This window comes from Methanosarcina sp. 2.H.A.1B.4, from assembly GCF_000979385.1.
Lineage (GTDB): Archaea > Halobacteriota > Methanosarcinia > Methanosarcinales > Methanosarcinaceae > Methanosarcina.
Genome location: NZ_JJOV01000090.1, coordinates 151,080 through 166,416 on the forward strand (window position 1 = coordinate 151,080; position 15,337 = coordinate 166,416).

Annotated in this window: 13 protein-coding genes; 11 read left to right on the plus strand and 2 right to left on the minus strand. The window is 43.5% G+C overall.

The genetic code is table 11. The features are described 5' to 3' along the window. Nucleotides 1–91: 91 nt before the first annotated feature. From EO92_RS15250 to EO92_RS15265, 4 genes are all read left to right on the plus strand, one after another. Entirely contained in the window at nt 92–904 is an 813-nt protein-coding gene (locus EO92_RS15250; protein WP_052733513.1) for a DUF1638 domain-containing protein, read from the plus strand. Between the two features lie 249 nt (nt 905–1,153). Beyond that, on the plus strand, nt 1,154–1,960 hold the full coding sequence (gene cofE, locus EO92_RS15255; protein ID WP_200896788.1) for a coenzyme F420-0:L-glutamate ligase: 807 nt from the start codon (nt 1,154–1,156) through the stop codon (nt 1,958–1,960). 273 nt (nt 1,961–2,233) lie between these two features. Next, entirely contained in the window at nt 2,234–2,500 is a 267-nt protein-coding gene (trxA, locus tag EO92_RS15260; RefSeq protein WP_048132958.1) for a thioredoxin, read from the plus strand. Nucleotides 2,501–3,146: 646 nt separating this feature from the next. Beyond that, nucleotides 3,147–3,554 (plus strand): DUF1699 family protein, encoded by a 408-nt coding sequence (locus EO92_RS15265; protein ID WP_048172891.1) that lies wholly within the window; start codon nt 3,147–3,149, stop codon nt 3,552–3,554. Between the two features lie 105 nt (nt 3,555–3,659). Here the strand turns inward: EO92_RS15265 and EO92_RS15270 are convergent, their stop codons facing one another. Further along, nucleotides 3,660–4,571, minus strand: coding sequence for a DUF1638 domain-containing protein (locus EO92_RS15270; protein WP_369793163.1), 912 nt, complete (start codon nt 4,569–4,571; stop codon nt 3,660–3,662). A gap of 332 nt (nt 4,572–4,903) precedes the next feature. Here EO92_RS15270 and EO92_RS15275 point away from each other — a divergent pair, with 332 nt between their 5' ends. The 6 genes from EO92_RS15275 (at nt 4,904) to EO92_RS15300 (ending at nt 13,713) form a co-directional block, all read left to right on the plus strand. Then, nucleotides 4,904–5,923 (plus strand): MBL fold metallo-hydrolase, encoded by a 1,020-nt coding sequence (locus EO92_RS15275; RefSeq protein WP_048172894.1) that lies wholly within the window; start codon nt 4,904–4,906, stop codon nt 5,921–5,923. Between the two features lie 396 nt (nt 5,924–6,319). Continuing rightward, nucleotides 6,320–6,733 (plus strand): hypothetical protein, encoded by a 414-nt coding sequence (locus tag EO92_RS15280; RefSeq protein ID WP_048172896.1) that lies wholly within the window; start codon nt 6,320–6,322, stop codon nt 6,731–6,733. Nucleotides 6,734–7,101: 368 nt separating this feature from the next. Continuing rightward, a complete protein-coding gene (locus EO92_RS15285; RefSeq protein ID WP_048172898.1) occupies nt 7,102–8,868 on the plus strand; it encodes a ribosome biogenesis/translation initiation ATPase RLI in 1,767 nt (588 codons plus the stop codon). 178 nt (nt 8,869–9,046) lie between these two features. After that, a complete protein-coding gene (locus EO92_RS15290; protein ID WP_048172900.1) occupies nt 9,047–11,239 on the plus strand; it encodes an ATP-dependent DNA helicase in 2,193 nt (730 codons plus the stop codon). 655 nt (nt 11,240–11,894) lie between these two features. After that, on the plus strand, nt 11,895–13,196 hold the full coding sequence (hisD, locus tag EO92_RS15295) for a histidinol dehydrogenase (RefSeq protein ID WP_048172902.1): 1,302 nt from the start codon (nt 11,895–11,897) through the stop codon (nt 13,194–13,196). Nucleotides 13,197–13,299: 103 nt separating this feature from the next. Continuing rightward, nucleotides 13,300–13,713, plus strand: a complete 414-nt coding sequence (locus EO92_RS15300; protein ID WP_048136335.1) for a DUF1699 family protein — start codon at nt 13,300–13,302, stop codon at nt 13,711–13,713. Here the strand turns inward: EO92_RS15300 and EO92_RS17985 are convergent. Then, nucleotides 13,677–13,814, minus strand: a complete 138-nt coding sequence (locus tag EO92_RS17985; protein WP_156165858.1) for a hypothetical protein — start codon at nt 13,812–13,814, stop codon at nt 13,677–13,679. The two genes, EO92_RS15300 and EO92_RS17985, sit on opposite strands and share 37 nt — an antisense overlap. Before the next feature lie 917 nt (nt 13,815–14,731). Here EO92_RS17985 and EO92_RS15310 point away from each other — a divergent pair. Continuing rightward, the gene (locus EO92_RS15310; protein WP_048172904.1) at nt 14,732–15,139 is read left to right on the plus strand and encodes a DUF1699 family protein; all 408 of its coding nucleotides are present in this window, start codon (nt 14,732–14,734) and stop codon (nt 15,137–15,139) included. Nucleotides 15,140–15,337 lie beyond the last annotated feature (198 nt).

A 15,337-nucleotide genomic window follows, 5' to 3' on the forward strand; every position in this document is an offset into this window, starting at 1 on the left:
ATGGGTTTTTTTTCTGTTTCTTTCTGGAATCTGGATTTGCGGGTGAATTTAGAGTTTTTCCAGAGCCAGGGGACCAGATAAGGAGGTCACAATGAGGATAATGGGTATCATATCATGCAAAATCTTTGAGGATGAAATTGTTCATCTCGTGGAGCATGATGAAGAGGTGGATGAAGTTCTAATATTGAAAAACGGGAGTTCGGAGGACATTGTACGGAAGTTTGGTGAAATTGGCTGTCCCTGCCGGGAATTGACTCTTAATAATGTCGAGGCGCACAGGTGCCTTAAGGATGTGAAGCATGTGGACGGCGAGGGCCTCATGCTTGTGCTCAACATCCTTGAAGTCGTTGGCATGGGAAAAAAGCGTACTATGCTGAAAACGAACGTATATGATGCGATTCTGAGGATGTCGCTCTTCTCAGACGGGATGCTTTTGTTCTATGGGCTTTGCGGTAACTTGCTCAAAGATATCGAGGACGATTTCAAGTATCTTGAATGTCCTCTCGCATTGCTCAGGGACCCCGAAGGAAACATCGTTGATGACTGCATCTGTGCGACCCTGGGGGGCAAAAGAGCTTTCGTGGAAAAAATAAAGGGTTTCGGGGGCGAAAGGGTTTTCATGATTACTCCCATGTGGGCTGCCAACTGGGAAAAAATGGTCGTAGCTAATGGGTTTGCCCGGAGCCTGGAAAATCTTGAAGAGTCAAAGCTGGTATTTCGGGCTGCCAGATATACTCAAGTAGCAAAGATTAATACCGGCTTAAACTATCAGCAGAATTTCGATTCCAGGGCAAGGGAATTTGCAGCTTTCTATGGGTTTGGAATTACAGAAATCGAAACTGATCAGGCTATCTTCGAAATGTGTTACAGTGAACTGAAGCATTCGCTTACGGCAACTGTCTGAATATAGCCCCTCTGGGAAAAGTTATTTCAGGTCCGATTTTGAGCTATCGTTAAGTCACTTTTAGTTTATCAGGTTAATTTTTCCAGGGGGGGTTTCCTCATTTCAAAGTTTTTCATCCTGCCGTAGGGGTTTTCCGGAGCCTTTGGATACATTTATCAATACCTTTCGGTATTTTACGGTTTGATTCTGTCCATATTGATTTTATGTTTCTGAATATCGAGATTAATCACAGTTTTTAAAGGCATTAAAATGAGTCCAGAAATCACTTCCATCCAGATGTTCGGGATTAAGACCCCTATCATCAGAGCAGGGGACGATATCGTGCAGACCCTTGAAGTTTCGCTGCAGGACGCTGGCATTATTCCAGTTGACGGGGATGTTATTGTGCTGGCTGAATCTGCTGTTGCCACAGCGGAAAATAGAATTGTCGAGCTTGCCAGCGTCATGCCAGGAGAAAGAGCATTATCTCTCGGGGAAAAATATGGGATAGACCCGAGGGAAATGGAGCTTGTGCTTCAGGAATGTGATGAGCTTTTCGGTGGCGTTCCCGGAGCCGCACTTACTATCACAAAAGGTATCCTCTCTCCCAATGCTGGAATAGATGCTTCAAACGCTCCTGACGGCCACGTAGTCCTGCTCCCGAAGGACCCGAGAAGAAGTTCCGAGAACATCCGGAAAAGGCTTGAGCAGCGTTACTCCTGCAGGCTGGGAGTGATTATAGGGGACAGCAGGACTCAGCCCCTGCGGTTAGGCTGCACAGGGATTGCACTCGGAGTTTCAGGTTTTGTGCCTGTGGAGGATGCAAGGGGCACTTTTGATATTTATGATAAGCCCCTCCTCCTGACTCACAAAGCAGTGGCAGACAACCTGGTTTCCGCAGCTGAACTCCTTATGGGGGAAGCCGGAGAAAGGGTCCCCTGCGTGCTTATCCGGGGCGCTCCGGTAAAAATGGTTGATGAGTCTTCGGAGATGCCAACAATCTCAATGGAAGGGTGCATGTATTTCGGCAACATTATTAAAGGCCGGAAAGAATATCCGGAAAAAAAGAATCAGTAGAAAGCTTGCCTGTACTTCCTTTTCGAAATATGTTTTAAAGCGAGCTCGCAGGACTGAGATAAGCGTTATATATCCTCGGCGATAATATATACAATAAATTGAGTCCCGATCCTGTATCTGGTAATTCCATCTTCAGGTCATTTATCGTTCTGGGTTGGGTTCTGGCATCTGTGCCGTACGGACGCATATGTACGATTCCTTTGCACGTTTACCAGAGTAGATAAACTAAAAACTGAAAAAGTCTCAGACGTTTCAAGTATTGCAGGTGATTTTATGAAACCTATGTTATTGGACTTTTCCGCAACATGGTGTGGACCTTGTAGGATGCAAAAACCTATTCTTGAAGAGCTCGAAAAAAAATACGGAGATAAGGTTGAATTCAAGGTTGTCGACGTGGATGAAAACCAGGAGCTTGCCTCAAAGTACAGCATACACGCTGTCCCGACCCTGATCATTGAGAAGGACGGGACTGAAGTAAAGCGCTATATGGGTGTAACCCAGGGCAGTGTACTGGCATCCGAACTCGATAAACTTCTCTGATCCCTGTATTTTTTCTGAAAACAGCCGCCCGGGGTTCAGGGAACCTGAGGGCGCACAACTTTTTAACCGAGTTCTTTTTAGAAGACTTCTTTTACAGCTCCCTCAGCCGGAGGTTTTTATTCCTGAAATATTTCTCTTTATATTTCCTGATATTTCTCTTTATATTTCCTGATTTCTCTTTATATTTCCTGATATTTCTCCCAATATTTATCCTGAAGTTCTTTCTTTTTGATGCACTGAACCCAACAGATTTTTACCAATTCTGATCGGAGCTTAATTTTCCTTCTTTCTATAAAATCTCAGTTAAGCTTCAAGTTGAAAAATAATATATCAGGAGCTCAAATCAGAATAATTCAAGTAGTATCCAAAAATATTTTTAGCATGAAAAATGGCAAAAACTGACGTGAAATCAAAAAATCTACCTGCAAAAAGCGGTTTTAATCTTTTTTAAGGCTTTTTAAGGCTTTTTAAGGCTATTTCCCAGGGCTTAATTTAAGTAGACAACTAATATACTATCTAAATAATGTTAGTGCAATAAGATAACTATTTATAATAAGTATAAGTACTTTCTAATATAGTAAAACATAAAACAACTTAAAACATAAAACAACTTAAAACATAAAACAACCTATAGTGGGGGAAAAACATGAGAATAAGAGTAGTTAGCTCAAGAGAAGAAATCTTTACACTTAATCCGAATGAACGTATCGTACACCTGGCTTTCAGGCCTTCTAACAAGGACATCTTTGGATTGGTTGAAACCTGCCCGAAGATTGAGGTAATACAGTTACCGAAATCTTACATGCGTACAGTCTCAAAATCCATAGAAATGTTCCTTCAGATGCAGAGAATCCAGCTTCTCGAAGGGGATGTCTGGGGGCACAGGAAGGATATAAACGAATACTACAGCATTCCAATCTCAGTGATTGAAAAGATTAAAGAAATGAAATTCGAAGGTAAATCCACTGAGGAGATTGAGAAAAAGGTTTCAAGGGAAAGCAAGCTGAACCCTGAAATGGTTGGTTATATCCTGAATAAGGAAGCTACTGCCTGATTTCCCCTGGGGCATACCCTTAAAACTTTGCTGGAGATTGGATTGTAAAGCTAATCGATTCCACATTTCGTATTTAGTATCTAATCTCCAGGTTAAATCTTCTTTTTAAGGCGAAGTGGAACATTTTTTGCAGACATTGTTCCTGGCATTCTGATAGGATTTCCTTGCAATTTCCATACTGCCTTTCTTTTCAACAACGCTCATATCAAAAGTCCGGGCAAAATTTAAGACATTTTTATCGAATTCTTCTCCTCTGGAGATTTCATTACTGATTTTGACAACTTTTTTATACAAAGGATTTTTCAAAAAACTTTCATCGACGTCAGAAGTACCGCCTGATTCATTTTTCATCTCTTTCCAGCTGGAGGCCCACATCGGGGTCAGGTAGAACATGCCTGTGCCGTTTCCACTCTGCATAAGTTCAGCATAGGCATCATTGCCTCCAAGAGCTACACTGATGCAGTCATCCACAATGTCTCCTTTTTCATCTTCGAGAAAATAGAGGGGGCAATTAAAATCTTTGAAATTAGCTTCCAGGCTCCTTAACGAGCGTCCGCAGTTCCCATAAAAAATAAGAATGCCATCTGAAAAATCTGCCATTTCCTTCATATTTCGGTAGATTTCAGACTTTAAAAGGTCACAATCTGCATGCAGGCCAAGCTTCAGAATGTTTACCACTACGGTGATTGTTTCTCTGTTTTTTGCCTTCCCTCTGTTCTTTTCCTTCATATTCTCATGTATTTCTCCAAAAAATGGAAACTTCAATAGAAAATTCGGAATTTTCATGGATGCGGGACTATGCATCTGTTTTATGAAAAAAGATATCCGGTCCGAAGGAAAAAGCCTGACCTGGCAATTTCTGGATTTAAGCTTTCGAACAAACCTGAAACATTGCCTTTTTTCAACTATGATCAACCGTACGGCATTCTGATCTTTAGAGAGAACATAAACAAGTTCATCTTCAAGCATTTCACAGGCAATTATGCTAAGTACAGGCATCGGTGAACCATCTCTCATGTTATGTTCCTTTTGATAAGTTACAAATGCGGTGCTTCCTGGTTAATTGGTTGGTATTGCACAAAAATAACCAAAATGACCTCTTCAGTTATGGTCTCTTCAGCTATGACCTCTTCAGCTATGACCTCTTTAGTTATGACCTCTTCAGCTATGACCTCTTTAGCTATGACCTCTTCAGTTATTTCTTGCCATGCTCCCGGTTCAGCTTGATCCCACCTGTATTAAAAGTGTACTTACTTCGTGAGTTTATTATAGTAAAATAATAAGTCACTAATCTACACGCCTTTTCCCTACACTTAAATACCTTAAGTATTATCTCCTCAAAGATTGGCGTGATTTCTAAAAAGTTAATTGACCTTGGTGTGCTCGCACTCAGACAGCGTAACTCCCGAGGAACCTTTAAACCCCATGTCTCAATCCGTTTCAGAGGCAGTGAGGGAGATTTACGTACCTTTTCTATTGATACTACCCGGACTCCGGGAAAGTACCCCCAGCCCGATGCCTATCTTATTACCCATGCTCATTCCGATCATCACGGAAAATCAGCTATGCTCTCTCCGCGGGCAGTTTGTACGGAAAAGACAGCAACTGCTCTTGAAATCAGGCACGACAAAAAGTACGCGGGCAGCATGTGCAGGCTCGGGGATGAAATTGACATTGAAGGGGTCAGGGTAAGGACTTGCCCTACGGAACACACTGTCGGCTCCACGGCTTTTTACTGGGAAAACGATGTAGGGACAAGAATCCTGGTCACAGGGGATGTCAAGGATGCCAGCAAGCTTCCTCCCTGCGATGTCCTTATTACTGAAGCTAACTATGGGGACCCTGAAGACCCTTCCTGTCATTTTGCGGATGACCTTGACAGCATGAAATGCGCCCTTTTTGAGAGCGGCCCTGTTGCCTTCGGGGCATATGAGTTCGGAAAAACCCAGCGTGCGGTTGAATTAATAAGAGGCTTCGGGTACGATGGCGCAATCCGTATGGAAGCAAGGACCAGGGCGCTTACGCGGAGCATGCTTGAGGATGCAGGGGAACTTGCAGGGCTTGACTCCGGGGGTGGGGATGATGTTTTCGTGGTGACTCCCTGGGACCTTAACAAGCTTCCGTGGAATGTGAAAAAGTACGTGCTGAGCTGCCGTGCTGATTATCCGTATCCTATTATTAAGATAAGTGACCACCTCGATGCGTGCGGGCTTGAGGATATGGTCAGAAAACTCAACCCGGAGGTTACTCTTGTTTACCACCCGGCAGGGCACAGGCCTTCAAAATTTTCAAAACATTTAAATTCAATAGGGATCGATTCGATATCCATAGATCAGATAGGTAATGTTTTAAGCAATGAATTTATTTAAATCCCTTAAATTCAGTCCTAATAATTTAATTCTAAAAATTTAAATATGATGATCTAAATCTGGTACTTTAATCTTATAACTCCGGTCTGACAGGTTTCAATTCAAATTTCAGACTCCAGCCTAATAATCCAGCCTAATAATCCAGTCTAATAATTTAAGTTCCAGTCTAATAATTTAAGTTCCAGTCTAATAATTTAAGTTCCAGTCTAATAATTTAAGTTCCAGTCTAATAATTTAAGTCTGCAGGATCAAATTTAACTCTAATTTAACTATTAATTAATATCACCGAATCAAATATGATTATTGAAATCTATAATTCCATTTTTAATCATTTTAAGCTTTTAATTAATACTACATTCCCAGGAAAGATAATTGCCGTTCAGGAGAGAATGCAGGTTGAGTAAACAAACCCCAAAGTCAAAGTCCAGAAAGGAACTCGTAAATGTTACCGAGGCTTCCGTAGAAAGTGTTCCAGCAAGTGTTGAGGCTCCAGAAAAAAAGATCCTTGCCAAGCAAAAGACCCCTGAAGAAAAGCAGAAAGCTCACAGGGATGGAATTATAAAAACAATTGTTTCTTCAATACTTGGAATAATCGCCGGGGTTGTAATGTTCAGCCAGTATGGAGCGGGCGAAGACCGGATCTGGTATGTCATACTCATGATCATTATCGGAATCACATATTACGTCCAGAGGCTTGTTTACCCCCTGATTAAGATAGATGTCAAGGAATTCAAGTTAAAGGACTGGTTTTATGTCGAATTTATAGTTGTAGACTTCTTCCTTGTAACCTGGACGCTGCTCCTGAATTGATAAAAATCTTTTCCTGGGCTTCAAAAAAGGCTTTTCCCTTAAAAGAGAGCCTTTTTACCCCGGCTCTTTTGCTATCGGTTTTTACCTTCATTTTTGATAATGCTCTTTACCATGATGATATTTCATGCCTGCAGCATTCCAACGGTTCATATACCAGAGCAGGCATTTCATAACCGATAAACTGCTGTATATGCTTGATTGCTTTATATGCGTTATAACCTCGATCATAATTATCGTTACTGATTTGTGTGATTACTGAGTTATTGCGACAATTAAGATGAAAACAACCGGGTTCATCCGAATGATCCCATATTACTAAATTCATTTATACTTCAACCAATCAAAAAACGGAATTTCCGGGGACTATTATGAGAATAGCTATACTTAACAAAGACAGGTGCCAGCCCAGAAGGTGCAGCAAGGAGTGCGAAAAGTACTGTCCCAGAGTCAGGACAGGAGACGAGACCATTGTTTTTGAGGCAGACGGAAAGCCGGTCATCTCCGAGGAACTCTGTGTGGGCTGCGGAATATGCATCAACAAATGTCCTTTCGATGCCATCATGATTATAGGGCTTCCTGAAGCCCTGAAAGAACCCACTCACAGGTATGGGACAAACGGTTTTGCCCTTTTCGGGCTTCCTGTGCCGAGGACAGGGAAGGTAACCGGTATTCTGGGTCCGAACGGGATAGGGAAGAGTACATCTGTCCAGATCCTTTCCGGGACCCTGATCCCCAATTTCGGGCAGGAGAAAGGAGATTGGGATACGGTACTCGAACACTATTCCGGCACGGCACTTCATGACTATTTCAAAGCCGTTGTGGACGGAAAGGTAAAGGTTTCCCAGAAGCCCCAGTACGTTGACCTGATCCCCAAAGCTTTCAAAGGCAAGACCTCCGAGCTCCTTGAAAAAACCGATGAAAGAGGGGTTATGGATGAGCTTGTCGATTATCTTGACCTGAGAAGCGTAGTCGAGCGAAAAATCTCGGAATTAAGCGGTGGGGAACTTCAGAGGGTTGCAATTGCAGCTTGTGCGGCAAGGGATGCCCAGTTCTATTTCTTTGACGAAATAAGCCCCTACCTCGATATCTACCAGAGGATTAACGTAGCCCGCCTTATTCAGGAAATTTCAAAGGATAGGGCAGTGCTCGTAGTCGAGCACGACCTTGCAGTCCTGGATATGCTCACAGACGTAATTCATATCGCCTATGGTGAACCTGCAGGGTTTGGTGTGATTACTCTTCCGAAAAGTGTGCGTGTCGGGATCAACCAGTACCTTAAAGGCTACCTTCCTGAAGAAAATATCAGGATCCGGCCGGAAGCTATCAAGTTCGAGGTCCATCCCCCAAGAGAGGACGCCCAGTTTAAGTCTGCGATCTCCTTTAACAGCTTTTCAAAGAAGTACGGCGACGGCTTCTCTCTCAAAGCAACAGGCGGAAACCTGCGTGCAGGGGAAGTGCTCGGAATAGTTGGTCCTAACGGAATAGGAAAGTCAACTTTTGTAAAAGTCCTGGCAGGAGAAATCAAGCCTGAAGAAGGGGACCCCGGAATCGAGGTCAAAATCTCCTACAAGCCCCAGTACATTAAAGCAGATACTCCTGTGAGTGTTCAGGACTTCCTGAGAGGTATTTCTAAGCGGTTCGGGACCAGTTATTATGAGGTTGAGATCTCAAACCCACTCCAGCTTGAAAGGATCTATGACAGCCTGCTTACCGATCTCAGTGGTGGAGAACTGCAGAGGGTAGCGATTGCTGCCTGCCTGTCCCAGGAAGCAGATCTCTATATCCTGGACGAGCCAAGTGCCCACCTTGATGTGGAGCAGCGTTCCATGGTCACCAGAGTCATAAACCGTTTTGCCGAAAACAACCAGAAGACAGCTATGGTCGTTGACCACGACATCTATATGATAGATCTGCTCAGCCAGCGCCTCCTTGTTTTTGAAGGCAAGCCCTCGGTCTATGGTGAGGCTCACGGCCCGTTCAGTATGGAAAGCGGCATGAACAGGTTCCTGAAAAACCTGAGCATTACCTTCCGCAGAGATGAAGAGACGAGGCGACCCCGCGTAAACAACCTTGGCTCAAGGCTTGACCGGGAGCAGAAGGAAAGCGGAAACTACTATTATTCTGCAAAAGACTGATTCTGTAAAAGACTGAGTTTTTCCAGATTTTCCACTGAATATTCTGAAAAGAATATCCTGAAAAACTCCGGGGTTCCCTTAAAAGGGGGCCTCAACCTTTTGCAGGAAAGCAGTTTTTGGCACTGGTATCGTGGTTTCAAAATAGTTTTTTATCTTATGTGTGAGTTTGTGATTTTCAATGAAGATAGAAAGTCTCGACCTGCCCGCTGAAGTAAAGCGCTTTTATGAAAACTCCGGGATTCTTGAACTATATCCTCCCCAGGCAGAGGCCGTTGAAAAGGGACTGCTTGAAGGGAAAAACCTGCTTGCTGCAATCCCTACGGCTTCGGGAAAGACTCTGCTTGCAGAGCTTGCAATGTTGAAGTCCGTGCTTGCAGGAGGAAAGGCACTCTATATCGTGCCTCTGAGAGCTCTGGCTTCCGAGAAGTTCAGGCGGTTTCAGGAGTTTTCAGAACTGGGAATCAGGGTTGGGATCTCAACAGGGGACTATGACCGGCGGGATGAAGGAATCGGCATTAACGACATCATTGTAGCCACATCGGAAAAAACCGATTCCCTGCTCAGGAACGAGACTGCCTGGATGCAGGAGATCTCGGTTGTTGTGGCAGACGAAGTCCATCTTATCGATTCTGCGGACCGGGGGCCCACCCTTGAGGTCACTCTTGCAAAACTTCGAAAAATGAACCCTTCCTGCCAGATCCTTGCACTTTCGGCAACAGTCGGGAATGCCGATGAGCTTGCAGCCTGGCTTGATTCCGAACTTGTGGTGAGCGAATGGAGGCCCACCGAACTTATGGAAGGGGTACTGTTTAACGGGACTTTTTTCTGCAGGGACAGGGAAAAACCTGTTGAGCAGCCCACAAAAGATGAAGCCATAAACCTTGTGCTTGATACCCTAAAGGAAGGCGGGCAGTGCCTTGTTTTCGAAAGCAGCAGGAAAAACTGCATGGGCTTTGCAAAGAAAGCGACTTCTGCAGTTAAAAAGACTCTTTCCGCAGAAGACAGAGAAGCTCTTGCAGGGATTGCAGATGAGGTCCTGGAAAACAGTGAAACCGATACCTCCTCAGTTCTTGCAGCCTGCATTCGTTCAGGGACGGCATTTCACCACGCAGGCCTTACCTCCCCTCTGAGGGAACTTGTAGAAACCGGTTTTCGGGAAGGGCTCATAAAGCTTATCTCAAGTACCCCAACCCTTGCAGCAGGGCTGAACCTGCCTGCCAGGCGTGTAATTATAAGGAGTTATCGGCGTTATTCTTCCGAAGCAGGCATGCAGCCTATCCCTGTGCTCGAATACAAGCAGATGGCAGGAAGAGCAGGAAGGCCGAGGCTTGATCCCTATGGAGAGGCTGTATTGCTTGCAAAATCATCCGAGGAATTGGTTTTCCTTTTTGAGAAATATATTGAAGCCGGGGCCGAAGATATCTGGTCCAAGCTTGGGACGGAAAACGCCCTCAGGACGCACGTGCTTTCAACTATCTCGAACGGATTTGCCCGGACAAGGGAAGAACTTATGGATTTTCTGGAGGCGACTTTTTTCGCTTTCCAGTACTCAAATTTCGGGCTTTCCACGGTTGTGGATGAATGCCTGAACTTTTTACGGCAGGAGGGAATGCTTGAGAAGGATTCCGATTCCCTTATTTCCACGGGTTTCGGAAAACTTGTTTCCAGGCTCTATATTGACCCCCTTTCTGCAGCCCTTATTGCAAAAGGCTTAAGAGAAGCCGGAACTCTGACCGAACTTACTCTCCTGCACCTGGTCTGCAGTACGCCTGATATGCGCCTGATGTATATGCGGAGCCAGGATTACCAGGATATCAATGATTACGTAATGGCGCATGCAGAAGAGTTCTCAAAGGTTCCAAGCCCCTTCAATGTTGTCGAATACGAGTGGTTCCTGAGCGAGGTAAAGACCGCTCTCCTGCTGATGGACTGGATCCATGAAAAGCCTGAAAATGAGCTCTGTTTAAAATTCAACATAGGGGAAGGAGACATCCGTGCAACTGCAGACATTGCCGAGTGGATCATGCACGTGGCTGCCCAGCTTGCCAGACTCCTTGACCTGAAAGGGGCAAAAGAAGCGGCAGAACTTGAAAAACGGATCCATTACGGCGCAGGCCCTGAACTGATGGGGCTGCTAGACATCAGGAGCATCGGACGTGTAAGGGCAAGGAAACTTTATGAGGCAGGCTTCAAGTCCACAGCAGACCTTGCAGAGGCCTCTCCTGAACAGGTGGCTGCTCTTGTAGGGCCGAAGATTGCTGCAAGGATCTTCAAGCAGATCGGAAGAAGAGAGGCAGTGCCTGAGGCCCTTGATGCCAGATCTCTTGAAAAAGGTTCTCCTGAAGGGCAGAAGACAATCAACGATTTTTGATCTTTTCCTTATGGTCATTGATCTTTCCTTTTTTATTTTTCACTCATTGGTGTCCTGATTAATCGGTTTGTCTCTTCCGGAATCCCGTAGGAAATCTTTCAGTTTTCTTCTTTCGCGCTGCACAGGGCTTAGGCCAGCCTGCCCGAAAGATAAAAGGTGCCCGACAAAACGTCGCTGCAGTTACGAGAAACAATACACTTGAGAAATACTCCCGGGGCTGAGAGAATACAATCCTTTTCCAAAAAACCGTTTCCAATTCACGGGTCAATATAAGCGCCTCCGCCAGCTTGGCTGGCGGCCCTGCAAAAAAAGCAGAAAAAGCAAAGGAAATCTAAGTCATCGGTTTCCCGGTCACATTACATGTTAGTTTCTTATGGGCGTTACAGTAGTTTCTACTTTCTGGCTTTTCTCTTCTTTTTTATGGGAAAGACCGCTCTCCTTCGTCGAGCGGGGAAAGAACGACCTAATATAGCTAATATGGTTGTACAGGACAGAATTCTTATTTTTTGTTCTTTTATCTCTGAGCCGGAGGTAAAATATTAAATGAGATCAGGGATTTAATGAGAGCAGATTATATCAGATTATATCATTTATACAAGGCTTATACCAAACTTATTGATCAATTTGGATCAGGTTTTACCAGGTAATCTCAGAGATGGTCACAATGTTATTCAAAAAATTGTCTGATGTTTCGGAAGCTGAAATGCAGAAATTACTTTCCCGGGGGTCCGGGCTTGCAGATGTTGGGAAAACTGTTTCCTCCGTACTTTCTGATGTGCGCACGAGGGGAGATTCTGCGCTCAGGGAATATACCGAAAAGTTTGATAAAGTTATACTTGCTGATTTTGAAGTAAGCGAGGAGGAATTTGAAGAAGCCCTGTCAGGTATCGGTCCTGAACTTATGGGACACCTTAAAACCGCAGCAGCAAATATCATGGCTTTCCATGAAGCCCAGATGCCTGAAACTACCTGGTTTATGGAACTTCAGCCCGGGGTTATCCTGGGGCAGAAGGCAACACCCCTCGAAAGTGTGGGTGCCTATGCTCCGGGGGGCAGGGCTTCCTATCCTTCAACAGTGCTGATGACAGTAATCCCTGCCAGGGTTGCGGGTGTCGGACAGGTTATCGTATGCACTCCTCCGAGGGCTGACGGTTCTGTTCACCCTCTCACGCTTGCTGCTGCGAAAGTTGCAGGGGCAGATAAGGTCTTCAAGCTTGGAGGCGTGCAGGCAATAGGGGCAATGGCTTACGGAACCGAAACTGTCCCGAAGGTGGACAAGATCGTAGGTCCCGGAAACGTTTTTGTGACAGCTGCCAAGATGCAGGTAAGGGATGTTGCCGAGATTGACTTTCCGGCGGGTCCCAGTGAAGTTCTTATTCTGGCAGACGATTCTGCCGATGCTGTCATGGTTGCCTCAGATATCATAGCCCAGGCAGAACACGACCCGAGTGCAGTTTCGGTGCTTGTAACCACTTCCGGGACTCTTGCAGAAGCTGTAAAAAAAGAGGTACTTGTTCAGGCTGAAAACACTGCAAGAATTGAGATTGTAAAAGCTTCTCTTGAAAATGCAGCAGTCCTGATTGCAGATTCTCTTGAGCAGGGTATTGACTTCAGCAATAAGTTTGCTCCTGAGCACCTGGAGATTATGGTGGAAGACTCCGATTTCGTACTTGACAGGATTAAAAATGCCGGATCGATTTTTATAGGGAACTATGCTCCTGTTCCGGTTGGAGATTATGCCTCCGGTACCAATCACGTGCTTCCCACAGCAGGATATGCCAGGATTTATTCCGGTCTGAATATCAACCACTTTCTTAAATATTCAAGTATCCAGAAAATCAGTAAGAGTGGGCTTGAAAGTCTGAAAGAAACTATAATCGCATTAGCTGAGGAAGAAGGTCTGCAGGCACATGCTGATGCTATTAGAACCCGTTTCGGGTACAAACCCTCTAAATAATATTTCTGCTAGTCGATATGTATATAAAATGTAAATGCGTAAACAAAATTTGATATTTAAATAAAAAAGATTTAATTCTTAAATAAGGAGAGTGGGGATTAATATGAAAATCAGAGTGGTTAGTTCACGGGAGGAAATTCCTACCCTAAACCCGAATGAGAAGGTTATCCACCTTGCTTTCAGGCCGTCTAACAGGGATGTATTCATGCTTGCTGAAACATGCCCTAAAATTGAAGCCATACAGCTTCCTAAATCCTACAGAAGGACTGTTTCAAAGTCAATAGAAATGTTCCTGGAAATGCAGAAGATAAACCTCCTTGAAGGGGATGTATGGGGACATCGGAAAGACATAAACGAATACTACAACGTTTCTCAGAATGTTATGGAGAAAATTCAGGAATTAAAAGCCGACCGTTTCTCCAATGAGATGATTGCCGAAAAGCTTTCGAGAGAAAGCAAGCTGAATTCGGACATGATACTTTATATCCTGAGCAAAAGAAACATGGAATTGTCCTGAAGTATGGAATTGTCCTGAAGTATGGAATTGTCCTGAAGTATGGGATTGTCCTGAAGTATGGGATTGTCCTTAAGCATGGATTCATCTGCCCTTTCAACCATAACTTTTCGGGGCAAATCGGTTTTTTCTATGTACCCGTGAAAGATAATTTAACTGAAGGGGGCAGTCAACTTTTTAAGACACTGTCTTAAAAAGTTTTCCATATATTTCCAGACTTATTCTCAGAAGGAGTTTACGGGATGGAACTCTCAGCCGTAATAAACTTTTCTCTAATTTATCTATGTTTTTCTCAATTCTTTTCCTTATTCAAATACGTGCTCTTTTTCATCGAACCCACTTTTCGCAGATGTCCTTTCAATTTTTCACAATTTTTCCTGCCATCGTTTTTTCTGAAAACCGCCCTGATTGCTCAAACATATGTTTTTGAAATATCCCACAATTTTCTACATTTTGCCTTCATTGAAAACTTCCGGCACCCATTTCCCGAAACTTCAGTTGAGATAATAACTGCCGATTTCCTCATAATTCTCCAAAAACGATAGCAAAAAAATGTTCTTTTTTTGAATAGATCTGCGGAATCTCGGATCGAAATGTAAAGGAGCTTATACTCTCCCCTTTAAATCATAAAACCTTAGCATGAAACACCTGAGTCTTTAGCTCAGGGGTAGTTGACTTTCTGTATAGCCATTATCTTTACTCTTTTTAAAACCATCTTAACAGACGGGTGAGACGGTTAAAGAGTTTCAGCTTAGGTTAATTCCATAACACATTATTTATTTCTATATTACTCTTTTTTTATATTTATATCAACAATTCAAAAAAATCAAGCTGATTTTCAGACATTAAATCCTGCATTTTAGTTTATATATTTTTATTTTTGCTTTTGCATGTAACTTTTTTTAAATATTTTCTTGAGACACAAAACCTATTTTACAAGCATAACAGAGAAAAATATTTAAATATTGCCGTATAACTTATTTCATTAATTCTTAAACTTAACTAGGGTCTGGGGAATGGTATGAAAATAAGAGTTGTTAGTTCAAGAGATGAAATTATCTCCTTAAACCCGAACGAAAAGGTAATTCACCTTGCGTTCAGGCCTTCAAATAAAGATATTTTCTTGCTTGTTGAAATCTGTCCGAGGCTTGAAATAGTCCAGCTTCCGAAATCATATCAAAAGACGATTTCGAAGTCTATGGAGATGTTTCTGGGAATGCAAAAGATCCAGCTGCTTGAAGGAGATGTCTGGGGGCACAGAAAGGATATAAACGAGTATTACATCGTCCCTCCTTCAGTAATGAGTAAAATAAGGAATATGAAAGCAGAAGGAGTTCCGGACGAAAATATTTCCGAAAAAATAACGAAGGAAAGCAAGCTCAGCCCAAAGATGGTCCTTTATATCCTGAACAGAAAGCAGTTTGAGTAACAAGCTCTATTGAAAGTGCAGCCAGAGTGTACCCGTAACACGGTGCAAGGAAATATCTGTATAAAAACATTTTTAAAAAACACATTATCTGGAAAACAGTTTCCCTCAAAAACAGAGGGCGCCTGACGGGCATCCCTGTCCGATTCTATACTCTTTAACCTTTATAGAACAAAGCGTAAAACCCCTGGGTTTTTAGCC

Excerpts from the sequence above, each read along its gene's own strand:
- EO92_RS15250 (WP_052733513.1), top strand. The coding sequence starts at position 92 with ATGAGGATAATGGGTATCATATCATGCAAAATCTTTGAGGATGAAATT.
- cofE (WP_200896788.1), top strand. The coding sequence starts at position 1,154 with ATGAGTCCAGAAATCACTTCCATCCAGATGTTCGGGATTAAGACCCCT.
- trxA (WP_048132958.1), top strand. The coding sequence starts at position 2,234 with ATGAAACCTATGTTATTGGACTTTTCCGCAACATGGTGTGGACCTTGT.
- EO92_RS15265 (WP_048172891.1), top strand. The coding sequence starts at position 3,147 with ATGAGAATAAGAGTAGTTAGCTCAAGAGAAGAAATCTTTACACTTAAT.
- EO92_RS15270 (WP_369793163.1), bottom strand. The coding sequence starts at position 4,571 with ATGAGAGATGGTTCACCGATGCCTGTACTTAGCATAATTGCCTGTGAA.
- EO92_RS15285 (WP_048172898.1), top strand. The coding sequence starts at position 7,102 with ATGAGAATAGCTATACTTAACAAAGACAGGTGCCAGCCCAGAAGGTGC.
- EO92_RS15290 (WP_048172900.1), top strand. The coding sequence starts at position 9,047 with ATGAAGATAGAAAGTCTCGACCTGCCCGCTGAAGTAAAGCGCTTTTAT.
- hisD (WP_048172902.1), top strand. The coding sequence starts at position 11,895 with ATGGTCACAATGTTATTCAAAAAATTGTCTGATGTTTCGGAAGCTGAA.
- EO92_RS15300 (WP_048136335.1), top strand. The coding sequence starts at position 13,300 with ATGAAAATCAGAGTGGTTAGTTCACGGGAGGAAATTCCTACCCTAAAC.
- EO92_RS17985 (WP_156165858.1), bottom strand. The coding sequence starts at position 13,814 with ATGGTTGAAAGGGCAGATGAATCCATGCTTAAGGACAATCCCATACTT.
- EO92_RS15310 (WP_048172904.1), top strand. The coding sequence starts at position 14,732 with ATGAAAATAAGAGTTGTTAGTTCAAGAGATGAAATTATCTCCTTAAAC.